32 protein-coding genes are annotated in these 26,481 nt (G+C 45.5%); 28 read left to right on the top strand and 4 right to left on the bottom strand.

Features of this window, described 5'->3' with window-relative positions; translation table 11 throughout:
* Positions 1-6: 6 nt before the first annotated feature.
* Genes LG368_RS07995 through LG368_RS08020 form a run of 6 tightly spaced genes read left to right on the top strand, consistent with a single transcriptional unit; the run spans position 7 to position 4,485 of the window.
* Positions 7-1,038 carry an NAD(P)H-dependent glycerol-3-phosphate dehydrogenase gene (locus tag LG368_RS07995; RefSeq protein WP_226754210.1) on the top strand — a complete coding sequence of 344 codons (1,032 nt, stop codon included), beginning with the start codon at positions 7-9 and terminating at the stop codon, positions 1,036-1,038.
* The gene (locus LG368_RS08000; protein ID WP_226754211.1) at positions 1,031-1,315 is read left to right on the top strand and encodes a DUF4389 domain-containing protein; all 285 of its coding nucleotides are present in this window, start codon (positions 1,031-1,033) and stop codon (positions 1,313-1,315) included. The genes LG368_RS07995 and LG368_RS08000 overlap by 8 nt, the downstream gene beginning before the upstream one ends.
* Positions 1,302-1,781 carry a phosphohistidine phosphatase SixA gene (gene sixA, locus LG368_RS08005; RefSeq protein WP_226754212.1) on the top strand — a complete coding sequence of 160 codons (480 nt, stop codon included), beginning with the start codon at positions 1,302-1,304 and terminating at the stop codon, positions 1,779-1,781. The genes LG368_RS08000 and sixA overlap by 14 nt, the downstream gene beginning before the upstream one ends.
* 51 nt (positions 1,782-1,832) lie before the next feature.
* Positions 1,833-2,696 (top strand): alpha/beta fold hydrolase, encoded by an 864-nt coding sequence (locus LG368_RS08010; protein WP_226754213.1) that lies wholly within the window; start codon positions 1,833-1,835, stop codon positions 2,694-2,696.
* A 40-nt stretch (positions 2,697-2,736) separates the two neighbouring features.
* Positions 2,737-3,546 carry a DUF4892 domain-containing protein gene (locus tag LG368_RS08015; protein ID WP_226754214.1) on the top strand — a complete coding sequence of 270 codons (810 nt, stop codon included), beginning with the start codon at positions 2,737-2,739 and terminating at the stop codon, positions 3,544-3,546.
* Positions 3,547-3,561: 15 nt separating this feature from the next.
* Entirely contained in the window at positions 3,562-4,485 is a 924-nt protein-coding gene (locus tag LG368_RS08020) for a patatin-like phospholipase family protein (protein WP_226754215.1), read from the top strand.
* A 60-nt stretch (positions 4,486-4,545) separates the two neighbouring features.
* Here the strand turns inward: LG368_RS08020 and LG368_RS08025 are convergent, their stop codons facing one another.
* Positions 4,546-5,148 carry a Maf family protein gene (locus tag LG368_RS08025; protein ID WP_226754216.1) on the bottom strand — a complete coding sequence of 201 codons (603 nt, stop codon included), beginning with the start codon at positions 5,146-5,148 and terminating at the stop codon, positions 4,546-4,548.
* A 136-nt stretch (positions 5,149-5,284) separates the two neighbouring features.
* Between LG368_RS08025 and LG368_RS08030 the strand changes: the two genes are divergently transcribed.
* The 7 genes from LG368_RS08030 to fabF all read left to right on the top strand — a co-directional run bounded on the left by LG368_RS08030 (position 5,285) and on the right by fabF (position 10,392).
* Positions 5,285-5,806, top strand: a complete 522-nt coding sequence (locus LG368_RS08030; protein WP_226754217.1) for a YceD family protein — start codon at positions 5,285-5,287, stop codon at positions 5,804-5,806.
* Positions 5,807-5,823: 17 nt separating this feature from the next.
* Entirely contained in the window at positions 5,824-6,003 is a 180-nt protein-coding gene (gene rpmF, locus LG368_RS08035; protein ID WP_072839128.1) for a 50S ribosomal protein L32, read from the top strand.
* 11 nt (positions 6,004-6,014) lie between these two features.
* Positions 6,015-6,983, top strand: a complete 969-nt coding sequence (locus tag LG368_RS08040; RefSeq protein WP_226754218.1) for a fatty acid synthesis protein — start codon at positions 6,015-6,017, stop codon at positions 6,981-6,983.
* Positions 6,980-7,903, top strand: coding sequence for an ACP S-malonyltransferase (gene fabD / locus LG368_RS08045; protein ID WP_226754219.1), 924 nt, complete (start codon positions 6,980-6,982; stop codon positions 7,901-7,903). The genes LG368_RS08040 and fabD overlap by 4 nt, the downstream gene beginning before the upstream one ends.
* A gap of 41 nt (positions 7,904-7,944) precedes the next feature.
* A complete protein-coding gene (gene fabG, locus LG368_RS08050; RefSeq protein ID WP_226754220.1) occupies positions 7,945-8,679 on the top strand; it encodes a 3-oxoacyl-ACP reductase FabG in 735 nt (244 codons plus the stop codon).
* A 132-nt stretch (positions 8,680-8,811) separates the two neighbouring features.
* The gene (acpP, locus tag LG368_RS08055) at positions 8,812-9,045 is read left to right on the top strand and encodes an acyl carrier protein (protein WP_012069834.1); all 234 of its coding nucleotides are present in this window, start codon (positions 8,812-8,814) and stop codon (positions 9,043-9,045) included.
* Positions 9,046-9,150: 105 nt separating this feature from the next.
* Positions 9,151-10,392, top strand: coding sequence for a beta-ketoacyl-ACP synthase II (fabF, locus tag LG368_RS08060; protein ID WP_226754221.1), 1,242 nt, complete (start codon positions 9,151-9,153; stop codon positions 10,390-10,392).
* Between the two features lie 41 nt (positions 10,393-10,433).
* On the opposite strand, the gene LG368_RS08065 is transcribed toward fabF, so the two are convergent.
* The gene (locus LG368_RS08065) at positions 10,434-10,841 is read right to left on the bottom strand and encodes a PA2817 family protein (RefSeq protein ID WP_226754222.1); all 408 of its coding nucleotides are present in this window, start codon (positions 10,839-10,841) and stop codon (positions 10,434-10,436) included.
* A 60-nt stretch (positions 10,842-10,901) separates the two neighbouring features.
* On the opposite strand from LG368_RS08065, the gene LG368_RS08070 reads away from it, so the two are divergent.
* From LG368_RS08070 to queF, 3 genes are read left to right on the top strand one after another with little or no spacing between them, the layout of a single operon-like run.
* Entirely contained in the window at positions 10,902-11,816 is a 915-nt protein-coding gene (locus LG368_RS08070) for an ABC transporter ATP-binding protein (protein ID WP_226754223.1), read from the top strand.
* Between the two features lie 3 nt (positions 11,817-11,819).
* Positions 11,820-12,593, top strand: coding sequence for an ABC transporter permease (locus LG368_RS08075; protein WP_226754224.1), 774 nt, complete (start codon positions 11,820-11,822; stop codon positions 12,591-12,593).
* Between the two features lie 10 nt (positions 12,594-12,603).
* On the top strand, positions 12,604-13,419 hold the full coding sequence (queF, locus tag LG368_RS08080; RefSeq protein WP_226754225.1) for an NADPH-dependent 7-cyano-7-deazaguanine reductase QueF: 816 nt from the start codon (positions 12,604-12,606) through the stop codon (positions 13,417-13,419).
* A gap of 92 nt (positions 13,420-13,511) precedes the next feature.
* Here the strand turns inward: queF and bcp are convergent, their stop codons facing one another.
* Positions 13,512-13,961 (bottom strand): thioredoxin-dependent thiol peroxidase, encoded by a 450-nt coding sequence (bcp, locus tag LG368_RS08085; protein ID WP_226754226.1) that lies wholly within the window; start codon positions 13,959-13,961, stop codon positions 13,512-13,514.
* Between the two features lie 439 nt (positions 13,962-14,400).
* Between bcp and LG368_RS08090 the strand changes: the two genes are divergently transcribed.
* From LG368_RS08090 to LG368_RS08105, 4 genes are all read left to right on the top strand, one after another.
* Positions 14,401-15,492 carry a hypothetical protein gene (locus LG368_RS08090; RefSeq protein WP_226754227.1) on the top strand — a complete coding sequence of 364 codons (1,092 nt, stop codon included), beginning with the start codon at positions 14,401-14,403 and terminating at the stop codon, positions 15,490-15,492.
* A 30-nt stretch (positions 15,493-15,522) separates the two neighbouring features.
* Entirely contained in the window at positions 15,523-16,239 is a 717-nt protein-coding gene (purC, locus tag LG368_RS08095; RefSeq protein ID WP_226754228.1) for a phosphoribosylaminoimidazolesuccinocarboxamide synthase, read from the top strand.
* Between the two features lie 93 nt (positions 16,240-16,332).
* Positions 16,333-17,577 carry a lipoprotein-releasing ABC transporter permease subunit gene (locus LG368_RS08100; protein WP_226754229.1) on the top strand — a complete coding sequence of 415 codons (1,245 nt, stop codon included), beginning with the start codon at positions 16,333-16,335 and terminating at the stop codon, positions 17,575-17,577.
* A complete protein-coding gene (locus LG368_RS08105; RefSeq protein WP_226754230.1) occupies positions 17,570-18,256 on the top strand; it encodes an ABC transporter ATP-binding protein in 687 nt (228 codons plus the stop codon). Before LG368_RS08100 ends, LG368_RS08105 begins: the two co-directional genes overlap by 8 nt.
* Before the next feature lie 50 nt (positions 18,257-18,306).
* Here LG368_RS08105 and LG368_RS08110 read toward each other — a convergent pair whose 3' ends face one another.
* Entirely contained in the window at positions 18,307-18,891 is a 585-nt protein-coding gene (locus tag LG368_RS08110; protein ID WP_226754231.1) for a DUF2062 domain-containing protein, read from the bottom strand.
* Here LG368_RS08110 and LG368_RS08115 point away from each other — a divergent pair.
* From LG368_RS08115 to LG368_RS08150, 8 genes are all read left to right on the top strand, one after another.
* Positions 18,869-20,836, top strand: a complete 1,968-nt coding sequence (locus tag LG368_RS08115) for a ComEC/Rec2 family competence protein (RefSeq protein ID WP_226754232.1) — start codon at positions 18,869-18,871, stop codon at positions 20,834-20,836. The genes LG368_RS08110 and LG368_RS08115 overlap by 23 nt on opposite strands.
* Before the next feature lie 25 nt (positions 20,837-20,861).
* Positions 20,862-21,488: a MotA/TolQ/ExbB proton channel family protein gene (locus LG368_RS08120; protein ID WP_226754233.1), complete on the top strand. Its 627-nt coding sequence runs from the start codon at positions 20,862-20,864 to the stop codon at positions 21,486-21,488.
* Positions 21,485-21,907, top strand: a complete 423-nt coding sequence (locus LG368_RS08125; RefSeq protein ID WP_226754234.1) for an ExbD/TolR family protein — start codon at positions 21,485-21,487, stop codon at positions 21,905-21,907. The genes LG368_RS08120 and LG368_RS08125 overlap by 4 nt, the downstream gene beginning before the upstream one ends.
* Positions 21,904-22,950: a tetraacyldisaccharide 4'-kinase gene (gene lpxK / locus LG368_RS08130; protein WP_226754235.1), complete on the top strand. Its 1,047-nt coding sequence runs from the start codon at positions 21,904-21,906 to the stop codon at positions 22,948-22,950. Before LG368_RS08125 ends, lpxK begins: the two co-directional genes overlap by 4 nt.
* 60 nt (positions 22,951-23,010) lie before the next feature.
* Positions 23,011-23,208 carry a Trm112 family protein gene (locus tag LG368_RS08135; RefSeq protein WP_226754236.1) on the top strand — a complete coding sequence of 66 codons (198 nt, stop codon included), beginning with the start codon at positions 23,011-23,013 and terminating at the stop codon, positions 23,206-23,208.
* A complete protein-coding gene (gene murB, locus LG368_RS08140) occupies positions 23,208-24,275 on the top strand; it encodes a UDP-N-acetylmuramate dehydrogenase (RefSeq protein ID WP_226754237.1) in 1,068 nt (355 codons plus the stop codon). Before LG368_RS08135 ends, murB begins: the two co-directional genes overlap by 1 nt.
* Positions 24,269-25,114: a glutamate racemase gene (murI, locus tag LG368_RS08145; protein WP_226754238.1), complete on the top strand. Its 846-nt coding sequence runs from the start codon at positions 24,269-24,271 to the stop codon at positions 25,112-25,114. The genes murB and murI overlap by 7 nt, the downstream gene beginning before the upstream one ends.
* A gap of 157 nt (positions 25,115-25,271) precedes the next feature.
* Positions 25,272-26,396 carry a beta-ketoacyl-ACP synthase III gene (locus LG368_RS08150; RefSeq protein ID WP_226754239.1) on the top strand — a complete coding sequence of 375 codons (1,125 nt, stop codon included), beginning with the start codon at positions 25,272-25,274 and terminating at the stop codon, positions 26,394-26,396.
* Positions 26,397-26,481: the final 85 nt, after the last annotated feature.

Consider the following 26,481-nt stretch of genomic DNA (forward strand, 5'->3'; position numbering starts at 1 on the left):
AAAAACATGATAAAACACTCTGTATGTGTCTTAGGTGGCGGCAGTTTTGGGACCGCGTTGGCCAATATAATGGCCAAAAACGGGCATCAAGTAAGCCAATGGATGCGTAATGAGCAACAAGTTGATGAGATCAACTTAACAGGGCTCAACAGTCGTTATTTACCCAACGCGCCTTTGCATTGCGAATTGTTGGCGACCAGTAATCTTGAGCAAGCCATACGTGATAGTGACACGGTCTTTGTGTCAATTCCGTCAAAGTCTTTTGAGCAGGTGGTTCAGCGAATTGAACCATTGTTAACGGCTGAAAAAATACTGATCAGTACAACGAAGGGGTTTAATCCCAATCGCTTTGAACTTATGAGTGATGTTCTACGTCGTAACCCTGTTACACAGCGTATTGGTGTACTGAGCGGGCCAAATTTAGCCAAAGAGATCGCGGCTGGGCAAATGACAGGATCAGTGATTGCTAGCTCAGAAGAGGCTGTGCGTCACCGAGTGATAGAATTGTTAAAATCGCCTACTTTTCGTTTATATGAAAGCAAAGACAGCAAAGGCGTCGAATTAGCAGGCGCACTCAAAAATATTTATGCCATTGTGTGTGGTTTAGCCAAAGCATTGAACGTCGGCGAAAACACCATGTCGATGATAATGACCCGGAGTCTGGCGGAAATGAGTCGTTTTGCAGTACATTTCGGTGCTAACCCGATGACGTTTCTTGGTTTGGCCGGTATGGGGGATTTAATTGCAACCTGTACATCGCCCTTGAGTCGTAACTATCGTGTCGGTTTCGCAATTGGCTCTGGAAAGAATTTAACGGATGCGATTGGCAGCCTCGGTGAAGTAGCGGAGGGTGTTAATACGCTAAAGATGGTGGTTGAAGAAGCTCATCGGAATCATCTGTATATGCCGTTAGCGGAAGGGTTATTTAAATTACTGTTTGAAAATGCCACCTTGGATTCGTTAATTGGTTCAATGATGACGGGTGAGCAAACGTGGGATGTCGAATTCGCGACAACTGAGGAGAAGAAAAATGTCTAAACCCGGCTATGCAGATCAAGGGTTCTGGTTTCGAATAGTTTTTATGTTGCTGTATTGGCTTATATTAAATCTCGCCATAACGGTGTTCGGCTTTTTATTAATTGTCGTGAGCGTGGTTAAATTGGGTTCAAAGTCTAACCCTGATTTGCTCGGTGGTTGGCTCAAGAAAGTGTCCTTGTTTATTGGGCAAGTCTTTTCTTTCTTGTCTTATAAAACAGAAGAAAAGCCGTTTCCTTTTCAACCTTGGCCGGAAGTGAACTCCGATGATGAAGGCTAAAAAGCTATTCGTATTGCGCCACGGTAATGCTCAGCCTTATGGTTATCAACGCGACCAAGATCGTGAATTAACTGAGTTGGGCGTTGTTGAGGTAAAAGCAACGGCGAAAGCGTTTAAGAAGAAAGCTGAGACGTTAGATGCGGTGTTTGTCAGTCCCTATTTAAGAGCCCAACAGACAGCAAAAGTGTTTCTTGCGGAGTTAGATGCCTCGGTACACGTAGAAACGTGCCCTCTGGTGACGCCAGAAGGGCAGTCAAAAGATGTCGCTCAGTGGCTTGATTCCCAACCTTTTGAATCGATTTTAGTGGTGACGCATCAGCCTTTTGCCCACAGTTTTGTAGACTATTTAGCCGATCAGCCGCTGCCTATTCACTTTGCGATGACAACGGCAACCATGGCGTCTCTAGAAGGGTCGTTTTTTGCCGGCGCTTGTTGTCAGTTTCGATGGTGGTTAACACCTAGCTGATCCGCTATAAGAAATGTGATTGAACCAAAGAAATCAAAGGGGCGTACCTTTATGGGGAATGAGATTATTTACAAGCTTCCGCACACCGAGCTTTCCGGTGTCCAGTCTTTGCCCAAAAAGGCGTCTGATGTGAAGATTTTATCTTTGCACGGCTGGTTAGATAATGCGGCTAGCTTTGCTAATTTGTCTCCACACTTGTCAGAATATTCTCACGTGGCGTTGGACTTTGCGGGGCATGGTTTTTCTTTTCATCGTGCGCCGGGGAGTTTTTATCACTTGTGGGACTATGTTTTGGATATTGTGTCTATCCTTAATCAGTCTAAACAAAGTGTTTGGTTAATCGGTCACAGCATGGGAGGGGCCGTGGCGATGCTAGTGGCGGCTATTGCGCCTGATAAAGTGCGTGGCCTGGTTGTCTTAGATAATATGGGGCCGCTCACTGGGGAGCCGGTTGACCGTGTCGCTACGCTAAATCGAGCGGTGCAAAAAATGACCAAGCATCGTCTTGATCGTCAATGGCGGTATGCAACAAAAGACGCCATGGTGTCGGCACGTATGGCGGGGTTCACACAATTATCTCGACAAGCGTCTGCTCTTTTGGTGGAGCGTGGTGCTATGCAGTCAGAGGACAGTAGTTGGACATGGCGTCATGATAGTAAGTTAACCTTCCCTTCACCCTTTCGTATGGATGAGGCCAGTGTTGAGGCGTTCATTCAAGAAATTAAATGTCCTACGTTGGCTTTGGTGGCAAAACAGGGGATTTATGAAGAGAATCACGCTTTAGTAGAGGCGAGGGCCGCTCAGTTTCCATGGATCAAGTTGAAGTGGCTAGAAGGTAATCATCATTTTCATTTAGAACCGGAGAGCTGTCTTGCTGTCGCAGAAGAAATTCAGCAGTTCATTGATCAAAACTAATAAATAGATCTGGCAATAGGTCAGGCGATAGGACGGTAATATGAGTCAATTTCATCGTGTAGTGTGTCTGTCTTTTGCGTGTTTTTTGTTGACGTTTCACTCGGTGTCGTATGCCAGTGTGTTGACGATGCAGCCATATCGTGATGCCCAGCTGGTAAAAAGCTACTCTCAAACCGATCATTTGATGGAAGTGCCTTTGGGGAAAATCGGTCGATCAGGTCGTGGCTGGGAGCCTGAGTCTGTGATTCGTTTGCAAGGCGATTACTTTTCTATTCTCTATAAGATCAACCGCAATGCATTATTGCCTGATGTTTATGACCATTACCGTGAGCAGATGTTGTTAGCAGGTCGTAAAGTGGTGTTTGAGTGTGAAAGTCGCAGTTGCGGCAGCAGTAATGCTTGGGCAAACGATTTTTTTGGTGATTATTTGCTTTATGGCTCCGATCAAAGCCAGTACTTGCTGGTGGTTAAAGATCAGGAAGAAGCTTATCAAGTCCTGTATCTGAATCGTCGTGGCGCAGGGGATGTGATGGTCCGTCTTGATGAAATGTCAGCGTCACAGGGTAAGGACACAGAGTTTGAGATCGTTGCTCAAATGGACGTGAAGGACATCCCACGAATTCGACGCTTTATTAGCGATCTTCCATCTGATCAAAACGTCGTGGGGTTTGTCACCAGTCAGGCGACTCGTGCGCGTAGCGCTATTCAGTCAGGGGATCAGTGGATAAGCGCTCTGACGACGGGCCTTGGTCAACAGTTGAGTGAAAGAGTGCGTTTTATTAATTTAGCAGATCTGGGTCGAGAGTCCCTTGGCAAGGATCGTATTTCGTTTGTTTATGCTCAGCCGTAGGCGTTTTTTGTAAAGATGAAAAAGACTGTTGCACTGGTATTGGGAAGTGGTGCAGCCCGAGGACACGCTCATATTGGGGTGATACAAGCGCTTGAAGAGCGTGGTTACGATATTATCAGTGTGTCTGGGTGTTCCATTGGCGCCATTATTGGAGGCCTATTTGCCGCTGGAAAATTATCGGAATATCGTCAGTGGGCCGAATCGTTAGATCGCATGAGTGTGGTGCGTTTGCTGGATATGTCCTTGCTGAATGGCGGATACGTTAAAGGTGATCGTTTTTTTGAAAAAATCCAAAGTATGATTGGTGAACCAACAATTGAGTCTTTGCCAATTGCTTACACTGCTGTAGGAGCGGATTTACTCAATCAAAAAGAGTTTTGGTTTCAGCGAGGCGATTTAATCAGCGCCATGCGTGCTTCTTCTGCCATTCCTTCTCTTATTTCTCCTGTTGCTCTGAATGGCCGCATGTATGTGGATGGTGGTGTATTGAACCCTTTGCCAATAATTCCGTCTGTGCCAGCGGGTGCAGATTATATCGTGGCGGTGGATTTAAACGGGCCTGCTCAGATTGCTAATGTGGACCTGCCAGAGGAAGACTCTGAGGCGCCTGCTTGGTGGCAAAGTGCAAAAGGCTTTTTTATGAAAGAAGATAAAGACGCATTAGCGGAGAAGGTAGAGTATTCGCCTGAGTCCTGGGGGCGTCTGCAGACAATCAATATGATGTTTGAAACGATGCAGGAATCCTTAACACAGTACAAGCTGGCGGGTTATCCGCCTGACTTACTGATTTCAGTGCCTAAGAATATTTCAGGTTTCTATGAATTCTGGCGCACTAAAGAGCTGATTGAGTTTGGTTATGATGTTGCTTTGAAGGCAATAGATGGACTGGAATCGCCTTCCGCAGCGTATTATTCTTTTCCCAAAGGGCACCAGAAGTAGCCATATTGCTACTTTTGATGCTCTTTGCCGCTCTGTTAGCGATTTTTTGTCGTAGGAAGGTTAGCCGATAGGGTTAACGCCAAACTCTCTAAGTTGTTGACTTAATGAGATTAAAGGAAGGCCAATTAAGCTATTAGGGTCGTCTCCTGCCATTTTTTCAAATAAGCACACGCCCAACCCCTCGCATTTAAAACTCCCTGCACAATCCAGTGGTTTTTCTATTGCTACGTAGTGTCTAATTTCCTCGTCATTGAGTTGTCTAAAATAGACATGATATTCATTTAATGTGTAGGTGTTTTTCATTGTTTCTTGGTCTAGTACGCACAGCCCTGTTAGGAAAGTGACATGTTGACCACTAAATTTCTGAAGCTGTTTAATCGCGTTTTGTTCTGTGTGTGGTTTGCCTAGAATATGTGAATCAAGTACGGCAACTTGGTCAGAGGCAATGATAATGGCATCGTCTGTTTTGTGTGTTTGTCGTCTGATTTGATCAACGGCGTGTGCTTTTGCCAATGTTAAGCGTTTGACCAGTTCAATGGGAGTTTCATTGGGTAGGGCGCTTTCATCAATGTCTGGGGAAACACAGTCAAACGCCTGAAATAGTCGTGTCAGTAATGCTTTTCTGTAAGTCGAAGAAGAGCCTAGAATGATTTTTTTTGACATGATTTTTGCTCAATAAAATTAACAATGACTTGATTTTACGGAATTTTGCGGGGAATAGCTTAAAAGCGTGAAAAAAAGACTATTCTGAGCACTTAGACTTTGACATCAGGGTCCCTTGGCAATATTATTCCCCGCCATGTTGAATGATACGTTACCTAAATATTTTGACCCACGTAAATACGCTAGCCATGAGTCAGCGTTGGATGGGTGCTTGCCCCTTAATCAATTTAAGGAGCTCTGTGCTATATTAGCCTCTGATGAGGGTAATGCTTTTATTCATCTAGACTTTAGAGTTGATGAGGATAGGCGCTACATTGCTACTGGATCATTAACTGCCCAAGTACAGGTTGTTTGTCAACGTTGTATGGGGGCAGTGCCTTATGATCTGGCGTTAGATTTGTCGCTGGGATTTGTTTATGACGAAGACCATGCTAAAAATCTACCGAGCCATTACGATCCTGTTGTCATGACCGATGGTGAAGTAATTTTAGCAGATATGGTGGAGCAAGAGATTATTCTTGCCTTGCCAATTGTCGCTTATCACGAAGAAAGTGGTTGCAACCCAACAGCTGTAAAGTATGCCTCGTCTACCGATGACGCACCGGATGACGAAAAACCGAATCCATTTAGTATATTGGCCCAATTAAAGGCCAAGTAAAGTTAGGAGCTCCAAAAATGGCAGTACAAAAAAGTAAAGTAACTCGTTCACGTCGCGGTCAGCGTCGTTCTCACGATGCTTTGACAGGACCAACACTTTCTGTAGAGAAGACAACAGGTGAACTTCACCGCCGTCACCACATTTCTGCAGACGGTTTTTATCGTGGCCGTCAAGTGATCACCCCAAAAGGTGAGTAACTAAGATACCCATGATTAGGGTAGCTTTAGACGCTATGGGCGGGGACTTAGGTCCCCGCATTGCATTTGACGGTGCAGTAGAGATTTTATCTCGCCATCAAGACGTCATCATCACAGTTTACTATTCTCCTATTTCTGACTTGGTGCTCCCTTCCTATCATGAACGCTTATTTTTAGTGGCGTGTGATGATGTAGTGAGCGGTGATGAAGAGATTGTCCTGTCATTGTTTCGTCGTCGTAATAGCACGCTTTATCAGTCGCTTAGTGCCTTGTCTCAGAATACTGCTGAGGTGGTGGTTACTTTGGGTAATACTGGGGCAATGGTTGCGCTGGCGCGTCATATCCTTGGTGTGCTTAGGCCTAAGTTATACCCCGCTTTAATTCGTGAGTTATATTCGAACCCGTTGCGTTGTCTGGTAGATCTTGGTGCAAACGTACATTGTCCGCCTTCTATGCTTGTTGGTTTTGCTGAGCTTGGTGCATCTTATGTCGAAGCATTGGGTCGTGAAGCGCCGAAAGTAGGCTTGTTAAATGTGGGTGTAGAGAGTACAAAAGGCAGCGTGGTGATCAAAGAAACCGATCGCCTTCTATCGAGTGCGTTATGGCCGCCTTATTATGGCTATGCTGAGGGAACAGAATTATTTGAAGGGGATAAAAACGTCATTGTGTGTGATGGTATGGTTGGTAATGCGGTTTTGAAAGCGTCGGAAGGGTTGTTGTCTTTCTTAATGGGGCGTTTTAAAAGCAGTAGCACGGATAACTCTTTGTTTGAGGCTTTTTACCAAGATGAACGTAGACATGGTGCCTGTTTGGTCGGTGTGCGTGGCAACTTGGTAAAAGGCCATGGTTGCTCTGATTTCCCTGCTATGGTGGGAGCGATTGAGTACGGTATTGATATTGCGCGGGCAGATTTGTGTTCTGCTATTGAGGCGCGTCTTTGTAATAAGCCTTCAGGGCAAGATAGCGAGGAGATGAAATGAGCACCACATTAGCGTTTGTTTTTCCAGGTCAAGGTTCTCAGCAACTGGGGATGTTGGCAGATTTAGCTGAGAAACATACCATCATTGAACAAACTTTTGCGCAAGCGTCTAAAGTGCTGGGTTATGATTTATGGCACTTGGTTCAAAATGATGCTGACGGTTTAGGGCAAACAGATAAAACTCAACCCGCCTTGTTGACTGCCAGTGTCGCGCTTTGGCGTTTGTGGGAGCAGCAGGGTGGCGATAAGCCAGCTTATGTTGCTGGGCACAGCCTTGGTGAGTACTCTGCCTTAGTTTGTGCAGGTGTGATCACGTTCGAAGAGGCGGTTGCTTTGGTCAAGCTTCGTGGTGAATATATGCTGCAAGCCGTTCCTGCTGGTGAAGGTGCCATGGCGGCAATCATTGGTCTTGCTGATGAGAAAGTGGTTGCGGCTTGTGAGGCCGTATCTGGCGTAGTGAGTGCGGTAAATTTCAATTCACCAGGTCAGGTTGTGATTGCGGGTCATGTCGCCGCTGTTGAAGAGGCGATGGCGAACGCGAAAGAAGCCGGAGCAAAGCGCGCACTTCCGCTTCCGGTAAGCGTTCCTTCGCACTGCGAATTGATGATTCCTGCCGGTAAAAAGTTGGCTGAACAGCTGGATTCAATTCAATTTAACACGCCAACCTGTACCTTGATTCAAAATGTCAGTGCTCAGGCCGTATCCGATCCTGCCACGATTAAAGCTAACTTGGTGGCTCAGTTGAGTGAGCCTGTGTTATGGACTCAGTCGGTTGAATTGCTTTCCTCCCTAGGTGTGACAGCAACGTTAGAGTGCGGTCCTGGAAAAGTGCTAAGCGGTCTGAATAAACGTATCGTGAAAGGCCTATCAGCTTCCTCTTTAGGTGATTTGTCAGGATTTGAAGCAGCCTTGTCTGCGTAATCGTCCTGTATTGTTAGTGATGAAAAATGTTGGAGACAAACATGAGTCTTAAAGGAAAGGTGGCGTTAGTCACCGGCGCAACACGCGGTATTGGTAAAGCCATTGCAACAGCGTTAGTTGAGCAGGGCGCCACTGTGATTGGTACTGCAACCAGTGAGTCTGGTGCGCAGAGTATCAGTGAATACCTTGGTGAAAACGGTAAAGGCTGGGTGCTGGATGTCTCTTCCAGTGAGTCAGTGGACGCTGTGATCAAAGAAATTACGGCTGAGTTTGGTGCACCAACGGTATTAATCAATAACGCGGGCATTACGCGTGATAATTTAATGATGCGTATGAAGGCGGATGAGTGGGATCAGGTGATCAATACTAACTTGACGTCTGTTTTCCGTGTCACCAAAGCGTGTCTACGTGGTATGACCAAGGCTAAGTTTGGCCGTGTGATCAGCATTAGCTCAGTTGTTGGGTCTATGGGGAATGGCGGTCAGACCAACTATTCTGCGGCTAAAGCAGGCTTAGAAGGCTTCAGTCGTTCCTTGGCTGCTGAGATCGCGTCACGTGGTATTACGGTAAATTGTGTTGCCCCTGGTTTTATTGAGACAGATATGACGAAGGTATTGCCGGAAGAGCACAAGGCTAAATTGGTCGAAAAAGTGCCTTCTGCTCGCCTTGGTCAGCCTGAAGAAATCGCGGCTGCGGTCGCGTTTCTAGCGTCAAATGGCGCTGGATACATTACTGGTGAAACATTACATGTCAATGGCGGCATGTATATGTCGTAATTTGAGTTGAATTTTAGATTTAATTCAACGAAAATACGTCTCCGGTTCATGTTGAGAATCACGCCTTTTAGGTGATCGAATTTTTATAATATGCTCACACTGAGCTGTTAATAAGTAAAGTAGGAACTTCTAATGAGTAGCATTGAAGAACGCGTTAAGAAAATTGTTTGTGAACAACTAGGTGTTAAAGAAGAGGATGTTGTTGCATCTGCATCTTTCGTTGATGACCTGGGCGCAGATTCCCTAGACACAGTTGAGCTAGTAATGGCTTTGGAAGAGGAATTCGATACTGAAATTCCTGACGAAGAAGCTGAAAAAATCACTACCGTACAAGCAGCGAACGACTACATCAACGCTAACTTGTAAGATTTTAGTTTACTGAGTTTTCCGAAAAGCCGCTTGTATTATGTTACAGCGGCTTTTCTTATTTAACGGCTCTTGAGAGTTTGGGCGAATTGCTGGAGAAATCGTATGTCTCGTCGTCGGGTTGTAGTCACAGGAATGGGAATGGTGACACCCCTAGGCAATAATGTGAAAGATACCTGGGATAACATTTTGGAAGGAAAAAGTGGTGTGTCAGAAATCACTTCCTTTGATGCTAGCCAGTTTTCAACACGTTTTGCCGCACAGGTCGATGGTTTTGATGCCACTCCATATATGAGTGTCAAGGAAGCACGAAAAATGGATCTTTTTATCCAATATGGTATCGCAGCAGCGGTGCAGGCGTTGGATGATGCTAACCTTAATGCAGATACAGCAGACTTAAGTCGTGTTGGTTGTGCGATAGGTTCGGGCATTGGTGGTTTGCCAATGATCGAGAAAAATCTAGAGCTACTGAACGAGTCCGGCCCTAAACGTATTTCTCCTTTCTTTGTGCCTGGCGCGATCATTAATATGATTTCAGGGCATGTGGCCATTCGCTTTGGCTTTAAAGGGCCGAACATCTCCATTGTGACGGCATGCACAACAGGCACTCACAATATCGGCATGGCCGGTCGAATGATTGCTTACGGTGATGCAGATGTCATGATTGCAGGGGGGGCTGAAATGGCCATCACCCCATTAGGCATTGGTGGCTTTGGTGCAGCGCGTGCCTTGTCTACTCGCAATGACGATTATAAAACGGCTAGCCGCCCATGGGATAAGAACCGTGATGGTTTTGTGATGGGGGACGGTGCTGGCATTCTGGTGCTTGAAGAGTATGAACACGCTGTCGCCAGAGGGGCAACGATTTATGCTGAGCTGGCAGGGTTTGGTATGAGTGATGATGCTTACCATATGACTGCGCCATCAGAAGGGGGAGAAGGTGCGATGTTAGCGATGCGTGCTGCGCTAAATGACGCCAAGCTTGCGCCTTCAACCGTCGATTATATCAATGCTCATGGCACCTCTACCCCAGCTGGAGATTTGGCAGAAACTCAAGCTGTGAATGCGCTGATGGGTGAAGATGCATCAGACGTCGCGATCAGTTCGACCAAGTCAATGATTGGTCATCTATTAGGGGCTTCAGGGGCGGTTGAGTCCATTTTCTCAATTTTAGCGATTCGAGATCAGGTGGCGCCACCTACCATTAATCTTGAAGAGCCAAGTGACGGTTGTGATTTAAATTATGTTCCTATCACCCCTCAGAAACGCAAAATTGATGTTGTGTTAAACAACTCTTTTGGTTTTGGTGGGACAAATGGCACCTTGGTTTTCAAGAAAATATCGTAACGGTACTGGGCGGAATGCCTCCCGCCCATTCATTTTCCGTGTTAGTGAATGGCTTGTGGTAATTCACGTAATGCCGTTAGTTCTGTTGTGATGTTGTAGGGTTGGTTTTGGCTGTCGAGTTCGTATAATCGTTCTTCAAATTGCTGATAAAGTGCAATTTCTTCATCGCCAAGAAAATGCAGGCATTCTCCGCCAACAAACCACAACAGTTCACGTTTGATTAATGGTACAAGATTGGCGTAGCAGCGTATAAAGCGCGACAAAAGGTCTTGTGCGTCGAATGTGTAATTATGATCGTTTTCTTGAATGTGTTTAATCAAACTGTCCCATTTCTCCAAGAAGTCGAGTTCTTCTTCCGCAAGATCGGTTTGGTCAAAAGGTGCGTGTTCTGTCATTCGGCTGCGCAAGTCAGCAAATGCGTCAAGTATGTATTGTGTGCGTGATTCCACGTAAAACCCTATTCAAGTTAGTCACTATTAAGTCGGCAGTGCCGTTCGAGAATTTTAATTATGACATATGCAATCGAAATTAGAGACCTTAAAAAACGCTACGATGGTGGTTTTGAGGCATTAAAAGGTGTGGATTTATGTGTAGAGAAAGGGGACTTCTTTGCGCTTTTAGGGCCAAATGGCGCAGGTAAATCCACGACTATTGGGATCTTATGCTCCCTAGTGAATAAATCGTCTGGTCAAGTGTCCATCTTTGGTACTGATATTGATCAAGATTTTGCTAAGGCCAAAAAACACCTTGGTGTGGTGCCACAGGAGTTTAATTTTAACGTATTTGAAACGGTATTTAATGTCGTGGTGACGCAGGCGGGCTTTTATGGCATCAGCCGTTCTGTAGCCGAAGCGCGAGCGGAAAAGTATTTAAAGCAGCTTGGCCTCTGGTCTAAAAAAGACGCTCAATCACGTATGTTGTCGGGTGGGATGAAACGACGATTAATGATTGCTCGAGCCTTGATTCATGAACCAGATGTGTTGATTTTGGATGAGCCGACGGCTGGTGTAGACATTGAACTAAGACGTTCCATGTGGGAATTCATTAAAAAGCTCAATGAGCAGGGTACAACGATTATCTTAACCACGCATTATCTTGAAGAGGCAGAACAGCTTTGCCGCAATATTGCGATTATTAGTGCCGGCGAAATCGTTGAAAACACCAGCGTTAAAGCCTTGTTAAAAACATTAAATCAAGAGACCTTCATTTTAGACTTAGATAACCCTGTGCCTACTGATTGGTCGATTGAAGGGTTTAATGTCTCGATTGGTCAAGATGGTGCCTCGTTAGAAGTGGATGTCATGAAAGGCCAGTCCATTAATCTGGTGTTTCGAGCTTTGGATGCGATGTCGATTAACGTGGTGAGTATGCGTAATAAGTCCAATCGACTCGAAGAGTTGTTCGTTAAATTAATCAAGGGCTAAAAAATGAAAAACTCAGAAATCTGGATTGCCTTTTATACGATTTTGGTACGTGAAATTCGTCGTTACACACGTATTTGGCCGCAAACCTTGTTACCCCCTGCGATTACTATGACGCTGTACTTTGCCATCTTTGGAAATCTGATTGGGGAACGTATTGGGGAAATGGGGGGCTTCAGCTACATGCAATACATCGTCCCTGGTTTGATTATGATGTCGGTGATTACCAACTCTTACTCCAATGTGTCGTCATCATTTTTTTCGGCAAAGTTTCAGCACAGTGTGCAGGAGTTATTGGTATCGCCAACGCCAAATTGGGTGATCTTGCTCGGTTATACTCTGGGCGGTGTATCTCGTGGGTTGTGTGTCGGTTTAACGGTGACTTTGCTGTCGTTATTTTTTACGCACATGGCGCTAGAAAGTTTGTTTTTGACGATCATTGTTGTGTGTCTGACGTCGGTGATGTTCGCGCTTGGTGGTTTTGTGAACGCAATTTACGCGCGCAGTTTTGACGATGTGTCCATTGTACCTACCTTTATTTTGACGCCACTGACGTATCTTGGTGGTGTGTTTTATTCAATTGATTTACTGCCAGATTTTTGGCAATCCGTTTCCATGTTGAACCCCGTTTTATACATGGTAAATGCGTTTCGATATGGCGTTTTGGGTGTGTCGGACATCAATGTTTATTGGGCATTGGTGATCGTTTGTGTCTTTATTGTGGTGTTATTCAGTTTTAGTTTGCGCTTGTTGAATCAAGGCAAAGGTATTAGAAGTTAAGGAAGGTTACATGGGATTTTTACCCTTAGGTCAGCAAACAGATTATGTTTCTGAGTACGATGCAGGGCTGCTTTACCCCATTGCACGAGTCGATAAATGGTCCGAAATGGGCATTGCGTCAGAGCGTTTGCCTTTTTACGGTGAGGATATTTGGAATGCCTATGAACTCTCCTGGCTAAATGTAAAAGGTAAGCCGATTGTTGCGATTGCTGAGTTTCGTTTGCCGTGCGATTCCCCCAATATTATTGAGTCCAAATCGTTTAAGTTGTATCTGAATTCACTCAATCAAATGCGCTATGAGTCAGCTGAAGAAGTGCAAGCTTTGCTTGAGAAGGACCTTTCTGATGCCGCGGGTGCGCCGGTGACGGTAGTGCTTCGCGATGTTGATGCTATGGAAGCCTTGGTGGTTTTGACGCCCGATTATTGTATTGACGATTTGGATGTGAGTATTACAGACTATCATCCTAATGAGGCGCTGCTTGGGGTCGAAGCCGACGCTGGTGAGGTGGAAGAGCGTCTAGTGAGTCATCTCTTGAAGTCGAATTGTCCCGTGACGAATCAACCCGATTGGGGGTCTGTCATTATTGAATACAAGGGAGCCAAAATAGCGCATGAAAGCCTATTAAAATACCTTGTGTCTTTTCGAGAGCATACAGATTTTCATGAGCAATGCGTTGAGCGGATTTTTATCGATATCATGCGTCGTTGTCAGCCTAAGAGTTTGACTGTTTATGCCCGCTATGTCCGCAGGGGCGGACTGGATATCAACCCTTACCGTTCATCTGAGCCAGTCACTTTGAGTAATGACCGGTTAACGCGCCAGTAAGTCATTTCAAAAGCATCAAAAAAGGGAGTTAGTGTTGTGCTAACTCCCTTTTTTGGTTGTGAGACTTGCTTAGGTTAGTGATAAACGTTTGTTTAACCTAAAATTTGTTCAGCATGCGCTTTTGTTTTTACCTTGCTAATAATGTCGCTGATCATGCCTTCTTCATCGATGATAAAGGTTGTTCTTACTGTACCCATGGACTCACGTCCCATGAACTTTTTAAGCTGCCAAGTGCCGTACAGCTCATGAACGGTTTTGTCTGTGTCAGCAATCAAAGGAAAAGGGAGGTCGTATTTGGCGATGAAGTTCTGATGTTTTTTCTCGGTGTCGGTACTGATGCCCAGTACAACAAAACCTTGATCAAGCAGGGTTTGATAATGATCACGCAGGTCGCAAGCTTGGGCAGTACAGCCTGGCGTTGAGTCTCTTGGGTAAAAATATAAGACCACTTTTTTACCTTTAAATTGGCTTAGCGTGATCGTGTCGCCGTTTTGGTCTTTTGCACTAAAGTCGGGTGCGGCTTGTCCAATTTCAATGGTCATAAGATGTCTCTCTATTAAATGTGTTGGTATAGCCACAAGTAAAATGTGTCTATACATAGGGTATTAAGTCATGACTGGTACGCAAGCTTAACAATAGAGAGGTTAAAAATCCTGCAAAAAGTTCAGCCTATGAATTTACTCCGGCTTTACGCGGCGTAATTATTGTGAAACAACAGCCTGAGCGGTACTATAAGCGCGCTTTTAATTTATCATTCCACCAGCAGTCGTATAAGTGGCAGCGTCTGTTTTGTCTGCTTGTGGTGAAAAGTACCTGTTAGGGTGAAAAAGCACATGCGATGGATTTTTATTCTTGCCAAGTGGGCGCACAAGCTAGCTTGATGTGTATGAATAAAGAGTTTGTTTACTTTTGCCCCTTTTATCTGAGCAGCCTTATTTTCGCTGTTCATCAAGTTATGATTGATGCCGGAGAGTTACTAGTATGAAAAAAGTGTCTTTACAAATAGTGGGCGTGGGTTCCATTGCCTTCATGCTGTCTGGCTGCAGTCTTTTTTTTACCGATTCAGCCAATGAGTATCAAACAGAGCGTTCAACCGGTTCTACGCTTGAGGTGCCAGAAGGCTCCTTGACGATCAAGGATGCGTTGGTGATTCCTAACGAGCAGAAAATTGCGGATTTAGAAGCGACCAATACCTTTGTGACCCCAAGAGCGCCGTTTACCTTCTACCCAATGGTGCAAGTGGGTGTCAGTGAGACAGATAATGCCATGGTCTTGACCGTACCGGCGAATATGACGCAATCCAAGCGTATTGTGTCTGACTTTTTGACGGCTTTGCACGGTGCTGGATCAGCAATTGCGACAGAAACAGACAATACAATTGTGACGATCCCATTTGATTTTCATCCACAAGGTTGGTGGGCGAATCTATGGAGCGACATCACACGCCTTTACCCGAAAAAGACCGCGTTTAACTTTGCGTTCTCTGAGGTTGAAGGAGAGCCTAATAAAACCCTCGTGACGATTCAATACCGTGATGAGCAAGAAGCGATGGAGCCAACCGCTTGGGAAAGCCCGACTGAGAATACAGACGCTTATGGTGTTGCTGTGCGTCTCTGGGGAACGACGGGGAGACAGCTGAATCAGTCTTCGGCGTATTTATCTAATCGCGGAGAAATGGCTGCATTCCCTATTTGGGTAGACCACCAAGGGCAGTTTGCTGTTCGCCTTGGTAACCAATTGACGCCAGATGCTGTTGAGTCTGCTTTGCTGGACAAAGGCTTTTACCTAATGCCAGGGGAGGCGTCGTTAATTGCCCCTGTGCCTTCCGATGAAGTGGAGCGTGTGGGTGATGTCATTAGCCTAGATGTTCCCACTGGCAATGGTGAGTCAATGAAGTTATTCAATGTACGTCGTCGTAATCTTGATGATGTGAATTGGGATAAACGCGAATATCCATATGAAATTTTGCAACAAAAAGCGGGCGATTTTCTAGTGATCGATGTGTCAGCGACGGATTATCCCGAGCTTACGTCGTTCCATTTGACGCAACGCTTTGTAAATAAAGAAGATTAACCCCCACACAAGCAAACTGGAGACCCTCCAATGGAAAAACGACAAGAGCTGTATGCAGGTAAAGCAAAATCTGTCTTTCGTACAGATGATCCTGACAAAATGGTGCTCATGTTTCGTGATGATACCTCAGCCTTTGATGGCAAACGAATCGAGCAACTTGACCGCAAAGGCATGGTAAATAACAAATTCAACGCGTTTATCATGACGAAGCTGCAAGAGGCGGGTATTCCAACGCACTTTGAGGCGTTGTTGAGCGACAACGAATCCTTGGTGAAAAACCTTGATATGATGCCTGTTGAGTGCGTTGTTCGAAATGTTGCAGCGGGAAGCTTGTGTCGTCGTTTAGGTGTTGAAGAGGGCATTACTTTGACGCCACCTACATTTGAATTGTTTTTGAAAAACGATGCCCTTGGTGATCCTATGATCAACGAGTCACATGTAGAGTCGTTTGGTTGGGCTAAAGCGGATGATTTAGCAAAAGCCAAAGCGCTGACGTATAAAGTAAATGATGTACTAAAAGCGATTTTTGCCGAAGGTGGCATGATTCTGGTTGATTACAAACTGGAATTTGGCCTATATAAAGGTGAAGTATTGTTAGGGGATGAGTTTTCTCCAGACGGTTGCCGTTTGTGGGATGCTCAAACCAAAGAAAAATTAGACAAAGACCGTTTCCGCCAAGGTTTGGGTGGCGTAATCGAAGCGTACGAAGATGTAGGTCGTCGTATAGGTATCGATTTCGACGCATAAGCGGATAGGCGGCTAAGCATGTCACGATAGGTGAGTGATCTTCTATCGTGACATTTTGCCATTAAGACGCTTTTCATCAAGCAAGGACACACATTGATTAATCTCCTCCCTGTTGCGATTGGCTTACGCTACGCACGCGCCAAACGCTCTAATCACTTTATTTCATTTATCAGTTTTTCTTCTATTACTGGCCTTGCCCTTGGCGTCATGGTGCTGATCACCGTTTTGTCAGTGATGAATGGCTTTGACCGTGAGCTGCGTGAACGCATTTTAGGTATGGTTCCCCATGCTACTTTATGGGGTAGCCCGGTGTTAGTGGATTGGCGGGGTACCGCTGATCGAGTGGAAAACATGCCCGATGTGATTGGGGTTGCGCCACATATTCAAGCTCAAGTCATGTTTCAGTCCGGTGCCAGTGTGCATGGTGCTATTTTGAATGGTATTAACCCTGAGATGGAGAAGAAAGTCTCCATTATTGATGAAAACATGGCATCAGGTTCACTGGATGCATTAAATGATACCCGTTTCGGAATTGTGTTAGGTGCTCAATTGGCCAAGATGCTGAGGGTTGAAATGGGTGATAAAGTGACGGCGATCTTGCCTAAAGCGAATGTGTCTATTGCAGGTGTTGCGCCTGTTTTAAAGCGTTTTACTGTTGTGGGTACGTTTGAGGTAGGGGCTGAGTTAGATAGCGGTTTGGCCTATATAAACATTACGGACGCCGCGAAACTGAAGCGTTATGATGAAGATAGCGTGGAAGCGTTGCGTATCTCGTTTGATGATTTATTTGTTGCACCCATCCGTATTTGGGAGATAGCACGTGCTATCCCGGGTCAAAATAGGGTCAGCGATTGGACAAGAACTCACGGTAGCTTGTTTCAGGCGATTAAAATGGAAAAAACCATGATTGGTTTGTTGTTATTGCTGATCGTTGCTGTAGCGGCATTCAATATTGTGTCTACGTTAGTGATGGTGGTAACAGACAAGCGTAATGACATTGCCATTCTTAGAACCATGGGGTTAACCTCTGGTCAAGTTATGTGGGTATTTATTGTGCAGGGAATCTTTATCGGCATGTTAGGCACTTTAATAGGTGTTGTGCTCGGTGTTGCGCTGGCGTTAAATGTGAGTGATATCATCGCTGGATTGCAGTCTTTGCTTAATGTGGAATTCCTCAGTGCAGATGTGTACTTCATAAACTACTTACCTTCAGAGCTGCAATGGTCTGATGTGAAAATTATTGTGTCCTCTGCCTTTATTATGACGGTGTTGGCCACTATTTATCCGGCGTGGCGAGCATCTAAGGTCGAACCAGCAGAGGCATTACGTTATGAGTGAGGGCTTAGTATTAGAGTGCCAAGCATTATCGAAACAGTATCAAGACGGTAAGCAAACCGTTGATGTGTTTCATTCTATTGATTTTGGTCTTTATAAAGGAACGGCTTGTGCCATTGTGGGAGCATCTGGCTCAGGTAAAACCACATTGTTGAATTTATTGGCAGGGCTGGATTTGTCTACGTCTGGTGATGTTAAGTTGGCGCAGGTTTCGTGGGCCAATATAAGCGATGCGAAACGGGCCAAAATGCGCAACAAAGAAATGGGCTTTGTGTATCAGTTCCATCACTTGTTGCCAGAGTTCTCCGCATTGGAAAATGTGTTAATGCCGATGTGGATTGCTGGCGTTGACAAAAAAGAAGCCAAAAAACAGGGTGAAGCGCTTCTTACTCAGGTAGGGCTTGGTGATCGCTATCATCACAAGCCTTCTCAACTTTCTGGCGGTGAAAGGCAGCGTGTTGCTATTGCGCGAGCCCTAGCGAATCGACCCGCTTGCGTATTGATGGATGAACCAACGGGGAATTTGGACGAAAAAACCTCGTTAGACATTCAAAATCTTATTAATGAATTAAAAGCGACCTATGACATGGCATTTTTAATTGTCACCCATGATGAGAAGATGCTTGGCTGGATGGATTCAGCGTACCGCTTGTCGCAAGGTGCGCTTACTCAGTTGAAATAATTGGGTGAGATTGTGTGTTGGTGGTTGCTTACTAATAGAACGAATAAGTCTTACCGATGGCGGTTGCGATGCTTTCGTTCTTGCCACCGCTTTATGACCTGAACACGCCATGAAATGCTGATAACAATGAAGCCAATTGCGCCAAAAACCAATCCGCTTACGATCGAGCCTGCATAAAGGGGTGGCCAAATGTGTTCCATTTTGTCCCATATCCATTCAACGGACAGCTGAAACTCTTTCTGGCTCTGGTAGTCGAGTATCAAAGCGCCTACTTTATAGTTGAAGTAAAATACAAAGGGCATAGTAAGGGGGTTGGTAATCCATACAAGGGCAATAGACAAAGGAATGTTTGCTCTTAGTGGAATTGCAAGTAAAGCCGCAGCCAACATTTGAAAAGGCATCGGAATGAACGCCCAAAAAATGCCATTGAAAAACGCACGAGCAACGGATTTACGATTTAGATGCCATAAATTTGCTTCGTATATCTGAGCGCCAAGTAGATTAAGGGCTTTGCTTTGTTTTAGTTTTTCAGGATTGGGTATGAATCCTTTAAGATAATTCTTCGGCATAATCAGGTAAAAATAATATAGCAACTTAAGACAAGGAGGTCTTATGTTACTAAGTAGCTTATCCATATTGATGGGCGCCATTATGGTGCCGAGTGACTATTTATGGGTGTATTCTACTTACATCATAATGGTGTGTCTCTACCTAATATGGTCAAAGCGTCTATTCGTACTGTTTTTAACATTTCTCTCCTTTATTTGTGTAACGTTTAGTGAGTACAGTGATTTTTCATTGACTGGTTTGAAAAAAGGTGAATTTGTTTGGGTGGATTTCCAAGAGAAAACCGTCTTTTATCCGCACCTTGATGCTGCCTCGTCTGTGCCACCTTTTATTTCCCCCCATGTTCGTGTTGTGCTTTTTAGTCCAGACGGGGAGCGTTTCCGTTACTCTACGGTGCGCCTTGAGTTTTCATCTGAACCGCCGAGTATTTCTAACGCCAAAAGTCACCTATATCACGCCGAGTTGACTTCTATTTTGCATCAGAGCAAAACTGGCAGCTGGTGGCAAAAGCAGCTTTATGCTTCGCGGCATCAAGCGGAATTGACGCTTAAGTTAATCAATCCGGATGCCAATTTTTGGGCTGAAATGCGTGTTTTAACTTCTTCTGACGAGACAGTCCGGTCGCGGCTGCTCCTTACATTAGAGAGTGCCTTGTCGGATCATGACTCTTGGCGATTTTCGAAGGCGTTATTATGGGGTGAAGACGATTTATGGAGTGAGCGTGATACTTGGGTCATTCGTACGCTTGGCCTTGCGCATTTGTTTGTTGTATCGGGTTTGCACACAGGTTTTATGTTCGTGATTGGCCGTATCGTGAGCCGAGCGGTTTGGTGGGCTTTACCTCAGCGATGGGTGCTATCGGGCGTGACACGATGGCAGTGTGATGCGGTTGTGATTATCCCTTTGTTGTTGGTCTACGCTTATCTCACGCAATGGGGGGAGCCCGTTGTTAGAGCGGGGATTATGTTGAGTGTCTATTTGCTTGCTCGTGCGATGGCGCTGCGGGTGTTGCCACACCACATTATTACCTTTGCGCTCTGGTTGGTCTTGCTGGTGGACCCTCGTACGATTATGCAGCCAGGTCTATGGTTGTCTTTTAGTATGGTGTATCTGCTTATTGGCTACTGCCAAACCTCGACACGGTTGTCTCGTCTTTTCATGGTGCAGGTCATGTTAAGTACGGCATCCATGGTGCTGATATTAGGGTGGCAAGAAGCCATCTCAAGCCTCTCTATTTTTGTGAATATCTTGCTGATCCCCTTTGCTGCGTTCGTTTGGTTTCCCTTCGGACTCTTGTCGTGTATGGAGGTTATGCTTTTATCGAGCGATTATGTTTATACCTGCTTAGACTGGCTACTTAGCTATGTTTTGCAGGGGCTTGAGTGGATTGCCTTTGAATGGTTATTGCTTTTTTATGACGTTTTTTACTCTACTTTGCCGCGATGGTTATTGTTATTTTTGGTGTTGTTCTGGGTGTACCAAAGTCCGTTAAAACGTGGGATGTTGAGTGCGGTTTTTATTTGGTGGGTGGTGTTTTCTAGTGCACTCTTTCAGGGTCGTCAGGCGGATTACCAGCTTACCAATAGAGGGAATCAATTATTGCTGATGCAAGGTCAAAATACCCTGATAAATAATGCCTGGGTAGAGGAAGACTTTTCTCGTCTGATGTTGTCGCAGTATATGCCGGCGGTTATCAGCAAAGAGAGCGTCAAAGCCACCGAGGGAAAAGGGTTAATGATGTCGTCTTATCCTTTTGATGCCCTTTCGCCAAAATGGCTGTTACTCAATAATGTGACCTGGCTGGTTTTAAGAAGAGAGGAGTCGCCTGAGGTCATGGCGATGTTAGAGGCTTTGGATGTCCAGTGGGTCATTATTCCAGAATCTGAAACCTTATCGTTTTATCTTTATAACGGACAAATTTCATTGCGTCATTCGTCCTGTCTTTATGCTTTTTTTCTCTTTAAATCTGACACTTGCAAACGTGTTGAAATGTTAGAGAGTGTGTTAAATTAGCAACAAAATTAGATTGGAGTGCGTTGTGTTAGCTTTTATTCAAACGGGTGGTTTTTTCATGTGGCCCTTGTTGGCCTGTTCCATTTTAACGTTGGCCATCATCCTTGAGCGCTTTTGGACACTACGCAAATCCGTTGTTGCCCCTAGTGGCTTGTTAACCGATGTCATGACGCGCCTAAGGGACGATCGCATGACGCTAGACTACATTCGCTCCATGCAATCTAAAACCGGCCTTTCATCGATTTTTGCTGCTGGGCTACTGAATTCAAAACACGGCCGCGCACCCATGAAAGAGAGTGTTCAAGAGGCGGCAGGTCATGTGATTCATGAGTTGGAACGTTTTATGAATACGTTGGGTACCATTGCCGCGATTTCTCCTTTGCTTGGTTTGTTGGGCACGGTAGTCGGTATGATTAAGGTGTTTGCTGTGCTGATGGAAAATGGCGCTGGCAATACCGCCTTGTTGGCAGGCGGTATTTCAGAAGCGTTATTAACCACTGCGGCGGGGCTCGGTGTGGCCATTCCAGCCTTGATTTTTCATCGTTTTTTCAGCCGTCGTATCGATGTATTGGTTGTGTCTATGGAGCAGCAATCTACGAAACTTGTGGATGCGCTTCATGGTGATCGTGATAAGACAGGAGCGGCAAAGTGAAATTTCGACGTCAAAAAATAGATGACGTTCATATTAACCTTACGCCATTAATCGACGTTGTTTTCTTGTTGTTGATCTTTTTTATGGTCAGTACCACATTTAATCAAAGTACCGAGTTAACCATTGATTTGCCAACGGCGATGTCCAACGCCCCTAGTTCAGACAAGAATCAAAATGTGGAATTAGTGATTACCGCAGACGGCCAATATGTGATCAATGGCCAAACTCTCATTAATGAAAAAGTCAGTACGTTGATTCAGGGGTTAACTGAAACCATGCAAGGCGATATGACACGACCTCTTATTATCACGGCGGACGCAAAATCCTCTTATGATATGGTGTTGCGCGTATACGATGCAGCAGCGACTTTAGGCATTACCAAGCTAGCTCATACCGCACAGAAAGCGTCATCGCAGTGAATATAGAATCATTGTTTACGCGCTCTTGGTACTCTCCCTCTGGTTGGACACAAGTGTTTCGCCCTTTGCAGCCTTGGGTGCGTCGCGTTGTGACGAATAAGCGCCATCAGTTCTTGGCGCATCCTGAGCAGTCTTATAGAGCGCCGGTGCCCGTGGTCGTAGTGGGTAATATCAGTGTCGGCGGAACGGGTAAATCTCCGATGGTGGTTGCCTTATGTCAGTTGCTTATTGCTCATGGATATCGACCCGGCATTGTGTCCCGTGGTCACGGTGCGAATATCACCACACCCACCTACGTGACGGAAAACAGTTTGCCGAGCGAGGTTGGGGATGAGCCGGTGATGTTAGCGCGTCGTACCGGGTGCCCCTTGGTGGTGTTTGCTAAGCGGGTAGAGGCGGTTAAATATCTGTTAGCAGCCAGTGATGTCAATGTGGTGATCTGTGATGATGGAATGCAGCACTATGCATTGAACCGAGACATTGAGATTGCCATGTTGGATGCCAAGCGTGGTGTGGGTAATGGTCAGCTCCTCCCTGTGGGACCATTACGGGAGCCGGTAGAGCGTTTGTCGGACGTAGATTTTGTTGTCAGTGTCGGTCATTCGATGACGCCAGCACTGGAGAGCATGGCAGTGGCGGTCAAGTTAGCCACCTTAATGCCTACCCGCTTGATGTCATTAGACGGTGAACGACAGCTTGCTCTAAAAGAAGCGTTTATCCAGCAACCCAAGTGGCATATTATGGCGGGTATCGGTAACCCAGAACGTTTTATGGATACCCTAGAGGGTCTTGGTTTATCGCGAGAGCAATCAAGTCATCGCTGGTTTGCTGACCATCATCAGTTTGTTGAAGCCGATGTGCCCGACCATGGCGCGGTTATTATGACAGAAAAAGATGCGGTAAAATGTCAGTCTTTAGCCTTGGTTAATAAAGATATATGGTATTTATCGATATCATTGGTGTTGCCAGAAACAGTAGAAAATGCCTTTTTAGAGAGGCTTTCTGGGGTGCAGAAAACGTGTGAAAATAGCAAGCTGCGATAGGGTTTTGTGGCACCCAATTCAGTGTTAGAACGACTTAACTTTTTATAATGGATTTTTATCATGAACAAAACTTTATTAGATATTCTTGTGTGTCCTGTTACCAAAGCGCCATTGACGTTAAGTCAAGATGGCACGGAGTTGATCAGTAAAATGGGCGGGATGGCGTACCCTGTGCGTGATGGCATTCCCGTTTTATTGGAAACGGAAGCGCGAACATTAACCACGGATGAACGTTTAGAGTCCGGTTCTGCCAAGTAATGGTCTCGCCTTGCCCTGATATCAATATGGTCACGTTTGATGCTGACTTGTCAATTGAGCGTCATGTGTCGCTGTTGCCGTACAACACCTTTCGTTTTGATTATTGTGCAGAATATTTTGCCGTCGCTGACTCTGTTTCTTGTTTGTCAGCGTTATTGAAATGGGCGAAAAAGCATCATCATCCAGTCACCATGTTGGGAGGAGGGAGTAATTTACTGCTGACCAACGATATTCTTGGTCTGGTGATTATTAATAAGTTGTCTGGTATGCAAGCCACGGTGGAAAGTGATAATACCGTGACACTGGCGATATCAGCCGGCGAGCGTTGGCATGCTGTGGTGGCGTATGCCGTTGAGCATCGATGGTACGGTATTGAGAATTTAGCCTTGATTCCAGGCACGGCCGGTGCTGCCCCCGTTCAAAACATCGGTGCCTATGGGGTTGAAATTAAAGACGTTTTAAAGCGTGTTCAAGTGATAGACGTGCAAAACAGTACCTTGCATTGGTTGGAGGCGGGCGAATGTGGTTTTTCGTACCGAGACAGTTTTTTTAAGCAGCACTGGAAAGCGCATTATTTTATTGTGTCGATTGAGCTGACATTACGAAAAGAGCCTGCTTTGACATTGCATTATGGTGGGCTATCAGCGCAATTAGAGGAAACGCCAACGCTGAAGTCTGTGTTTGATCTTGTTTGCAAGGTGCGACGCGAGAAGTTGCCCGATCCAGATATTATCGCTAATGCCGGCAGTTTTTTTAAGAACCCAGTGGTGGATGTCTCAGAGCACGCAAGGTTAAAACGCCAATTTCCAAACTTAGTTTCTTTTCCGTTCCAGGCGGGATATAAACTGGCGGCAGGCTGGTTAATTGATCAGGCTGGTTGGAAAGGTAAGTGTCATCGAGGGGTGGGCGTATACAGTAAGCAAGCGTTGGTGTTAATTAATCAAGACGAGAAACAAGCCGATGCTTTGCTTGAGCTAGAGGCGCTGATTCAGCATTCTGTGCAGAGTAAATACGGTGTTAGGTTGGAGCGTGAGCCGGTGAGATTACCTGCTGCGGAAGTATGTTGAAAATAGGTGTTCTTGATTCCGGTGCAGGTGGTTTAACCATTTTAAATCGTATTCATCATGCCTTGCCTTGTCTTGATCTATTGTATTTAGCCGATGAGCAGTTTGCCCCCTATGGGGATAAAACCGTGGAGCAGTTGCAGTCCCGTTTACTTGCTATGGGGCGCTTTTTCGAGGAAGAGCAGGTTGCTGCCATTGTGGTCGCCTGCAATACCGCCACCGTGGTTGCCATTGATGCGCTACGATCGGTGACAAGGTTGCCAGTCATCGGCGTCGAGCCAGCGGTCAAACCTGCGTGCCGAATCAGCAAACGGCGCAAAGTTGCTGTGTTGGCCACGCCTGTCACAGCGAAAAGTGCTCGTCTCAATAAGTTGATTGACTTGTGGAAAGCCGACAGTGAGGTGGTGATTTTATCCAGTGCTACCTTGGCGTTTGACATTGATGCTTGGCCAAAGTCTAAGTCTCGTATTGTCAGTACCATTCATTGTTTGTCACAAGAGATGAAAGCAAAGCACATTGACACGCTTGTGCTGGCTTGCACGCATTACCCCTTAGTGAAATCCATTTTTGAGCAGGCGTTGGGCATGGATTGCGATATTATTGAGCCCAGTGAAGGGGTGACGTCTCAGCTTATAAGGCGCTTAACGTCGGCTTATCCCCTTGAAATGCATCAAATAACGACAGAGTTACAGCGGCTTCCTTCGGGTGCCATTGAATTGTGCAGCTCAAAGAACATAGACAGCATGTCTCGCTTACGCGCTTGGGTAACGGATCAAGATGCGATCTGTGGTACTCGTCAAGTGGCTCTCTCATGCCTCGTTGGTGAAACAGCGAAACACTGATATCTGTATTTTGCATTTCTTTTCCTTATAGTTATTACTCTTATAGACAGACTTGGCTTTCTGGTTCACACTTTCTGTCATCCTGATCAAAACATCCTGATCAAAACATCCTGATCAAAACATCGTGATCATACAATAATAAAAAAGGGCTTAAATTATGACATCATCAGCAGTTATTAGTGGTGTAGGGTTGTGGACGCCACAGTACCAAATTAGCAACGAAGAGTTAGTGGACAGTTACAATGCTTGGGCAGAGCGGTTTAATCAAAATAATGCCTCTGCCATTGAGCGAGGCGAAGTGACGGCAAAGCCTTTGTCCAGTGCGTCTTTTATTGAAAAAGCATCGGGTATCAAGAGTCGCTATGTCTATTCAAAAGAGGGCGTGCTTGATATTGACCGTATGCGTCCTTCACTGGACGTTCGCGATGATGATCAGGTTTCTCATCAAGCTGAAATGGCCATTGCTGCCGCACAAAAGGCACTTCAAGCAGCCAATAAGTCAGCAAAAGATATTGATATGGTGATTGTTTCGTGTGCTTATACGCAACGCTCTTACCCTGCGGTCGCCATTGAGGTGCAATCGGCTTTGGGCATTGAAGGGTTTGCTTTTGATATGTTGGTGGCGTGTTCATCTGCCACATTTGGATTGCAGCGAGCGGTGGATGCCATTAAAGCGGGTTCCTCAAAAGGTGTGCTGGTGATTAACCCAGAACTGACGTCTCCCCAAGTAAATTATAGGGATCGTGATTCGCATTTTATTTTTGGTGATGTTGCGACAGCGGTCGTGGTTGAGTCTTCACAGACTTGCCAATCGACTCACGCCTTTGATGTGCTCAGTACCCGCTGTGTGACGACCTATTCCAACGCCATCCGTTCTAACTTTGGCTATATTACGCATGCGACGGATGAAGATCCTTACTCTGCTGATAAGTTGTTTCATCAAAATGGCCGTAAAGTCTTCAAGGAAGTGTGCCCTATGGCGGCGGAGCATATTGAGAGCCATTTACTAAGTGAAGGGATCCGTGTGGCTGATTTAAAGCGCTGGTGGCTTCATCAGGCCAATTTGAATATGAACCTGTTAATTAGTCGGCGTTTGCTGGGTCGAGATGCGACCAAGGAAGAGGCGCCTGTGGTGTTGGATGAGTATGCGAATACCGCATCGGCGGGTTCGATTATTGCTTTTGCAAAATACCATAACGACATGAGTTCTGGTGACATTGGTGTGATTTGCTCTTTTGGTGCTGGGTATTCAATTGGCAGTTTGATATTACGTAAGCGTTAATTGCGTATTTTTTACTGAGACTTTCGTTACCTCGGTGGTTAAGCCGTTGAAACAGATGTGAAATTAAGGGAGACTGAAAGCATCT

The organism is Marinomonas algarum, from assembly GCF_020532605.1.
Lineage (GTDB): Bacteria > Pseudomonadota > Gammaproteobacteria > Pseudomonadales > Marinomonadaceae > Marinomonas > Marinomonas algarum.

Excerpts from the sequence above, each read along its gene's own strand:
- LG368_RS07995 (WP_226754210.1), top strand. The coding sequence starts at position 7 with ATGATAAAACACTCTGTATGTGTCTTAGGTGGCGGCAGTTTTGGGACC.
- LG368_RS08000 (WP_226754211.1), top strand. The coding sequence starts at position 1,031 with ATGTCTAAACCCGGCTATGCAGATCAAGGGTTCTGGTTTCGAATAGTT.
- sixA (WP_226754212.1), top strand. The coding sequence starts at position 1,302 with ATGATGAAGGCTAAAAAGCTATTCGTATTGCGCCACGGTAATGCTCAG.
- LG368_RS08010 (WP_226754213.1), top strand. The coding sequence starts at position 1,833 with ATGGGGAATGAGATTATTTACAAGCTTCCGCACACCGAGCTTTCCGGT.
- LG368_RS08015 (WP_226754214.1), top strand. The coding sequence starts at position 2,737 with ATGAGTCAATTTCATCGTGTAGTGTGTCTGTCTTTTGCGTGTTTTTTG.
- LG368_RS08020 (WP_226754215.1), top strand. The coding sequence starts at position 3,562 with ATGAAAAAGACTGTTGCACTGGTATTGGGAAGTGGTGCAGCCCGAGGA.
- LG368_RS08025 (WP_226754216.1), bottom strand. The coding sequence starts at position 5,148 with ATGTCAAAAAAAATCATTCTAGGCTCTTCTTCGACTTACAGAAAAGCA.
- LG368_RS08030 (WP_226754217.1), top strand. The coding sequence starts at position 5,285 with ATGTTGAATGATACGTTACCTAAATATTTTGACCCACGTAAATACGCT.
- rpmF (WP_072839128.1), top strand. The coding sequence starts at position 5,824 with ATGGCAGTACAAAAAAGTAAAGTAACTCGTTCACGTCGCGGTCAGCGT.
- LG368_RS08040 (WP_226754218.1), top strand. The coding sequence starts at position 6,015 with ATGATTAGGGTAGCTTTAGACGCTATGGGCGGGGACTTAGGTCCCCGC.
- fabD (WP_226754219.1), top strand. The coding sequence starts at position 6,980 with ATGAGCACCACATTAGCGTTTGTTTTTCCAGGTCAAGGTTCTCAGCAA.
- fabG (WP_226754220.1), top strand. The coding sequence starts at position 7,945 with ATGAGTCTTAAAGGAAAGGTGGCGTTAGTCACCGGCGCAACACGCGGT.
- acpP (WP_012069834.1), top strand. The coding sequence starts at position 8,812 with ATGAGTAGCATTGAAGAACGCGTTAAGAAAATTGTTTGTGAACAACTA.
- fabF (WP_226754221.1), top strand. The coding sequence starts at position 9,151 with ATGTCTCGTCGTCGGGTTGTAGTCACAGGAATGGGAATGGTGACACCC.
- LG368_RS08070 (WP_226754223.1), top strand. The coding sequence starts at position 10,902 with ATGACATATGCAATCGAAATTAGAGACCTTAAAAAACGCTACGATGGT.
- LG368_RS08075 (WP_226754224.1), top strand. The coding sequence starts at position 11,820 with ATGAAAAACTCAGAAATCTGGATTGCCTTTTATACGATTTTGGTACGT.
- queF (WP_226754225.1), top strand. The coding sequence starts at position 12,604 with ATGGGATTTTTACCCTTAGGTCAGCAAACAGATTATGTTTCTGAGTAC.
- bcp (WP_226754226.1), bottom strand. The coding sequence starts at position 13,961 with ATGACCATTGAAATTGGACAAGCCGCACCCGACTTTAGTGCAAAAGAC.
- LG368_RS08090 (WP_226754227.1), top strand. The coding sequence starts at position 14,401 with ATGAAAAAAGTGTCTTTACAAATAGTGGGCGTGGGTTCCATTGCCTTC.
- purC (WP_226754228.1), top strand. The coding sequence starts at position 15,523 with ATGGAAAAACGACAAGAGCTGTATGCAGGTAAAGCAAAATCTGTCTTT.
- LG368_RS08105 (WP_226754230.1), top strand. The coding sequence starts at position 17,570 with ATGAGTGAGGGCTTAGTATTAGAGTGCCAAGCATTATCGAAACAGTAT.
- LG368_RS08115 (WP_226754232.1), top strand. The coding sequence starts at position 18,869 with ATGTTACTAAGTAGCTTATCCATATTGATGGGCGCCATTATGGTGCCG.
- LG368_RS08110 (WP_226754231.1), bottom strand. The coding sequence starts at position 18,891 with ATGGATAAGCTACTTAGTAACATAAGACCTCCTTGTCTTAAGTTGCTA.
- LG368_RS08135 (WP_226754236.1), top strand. The coding sequence starts at position 23,011 with ATGAACAAAACTTTATTAGATATTCTTGTGTGTCCTGTTACCAAAGCG.
- murB (WP_226754237.1), top strand. The coding sequence starts at position 23,208 with ATGGTCTCGCCTTGCCCTGATATCAATATGGTCACGTTTGATGCTGAC.
- murI (WP_226754238.1), top strand. The coding sequence starts at position 24,269 with ATGTTGAAAATAGGTGTTCTTGATTCCGGTGCAGGTGGTTTAACCATT.
- LG368_RS08150 (WP_226754239.1), top strand. The coding sequence starts at position 25,272 with ATGACATCATCAGCAGTTATTAGTGGTGTAGGGTTGTGGACGCCACAG.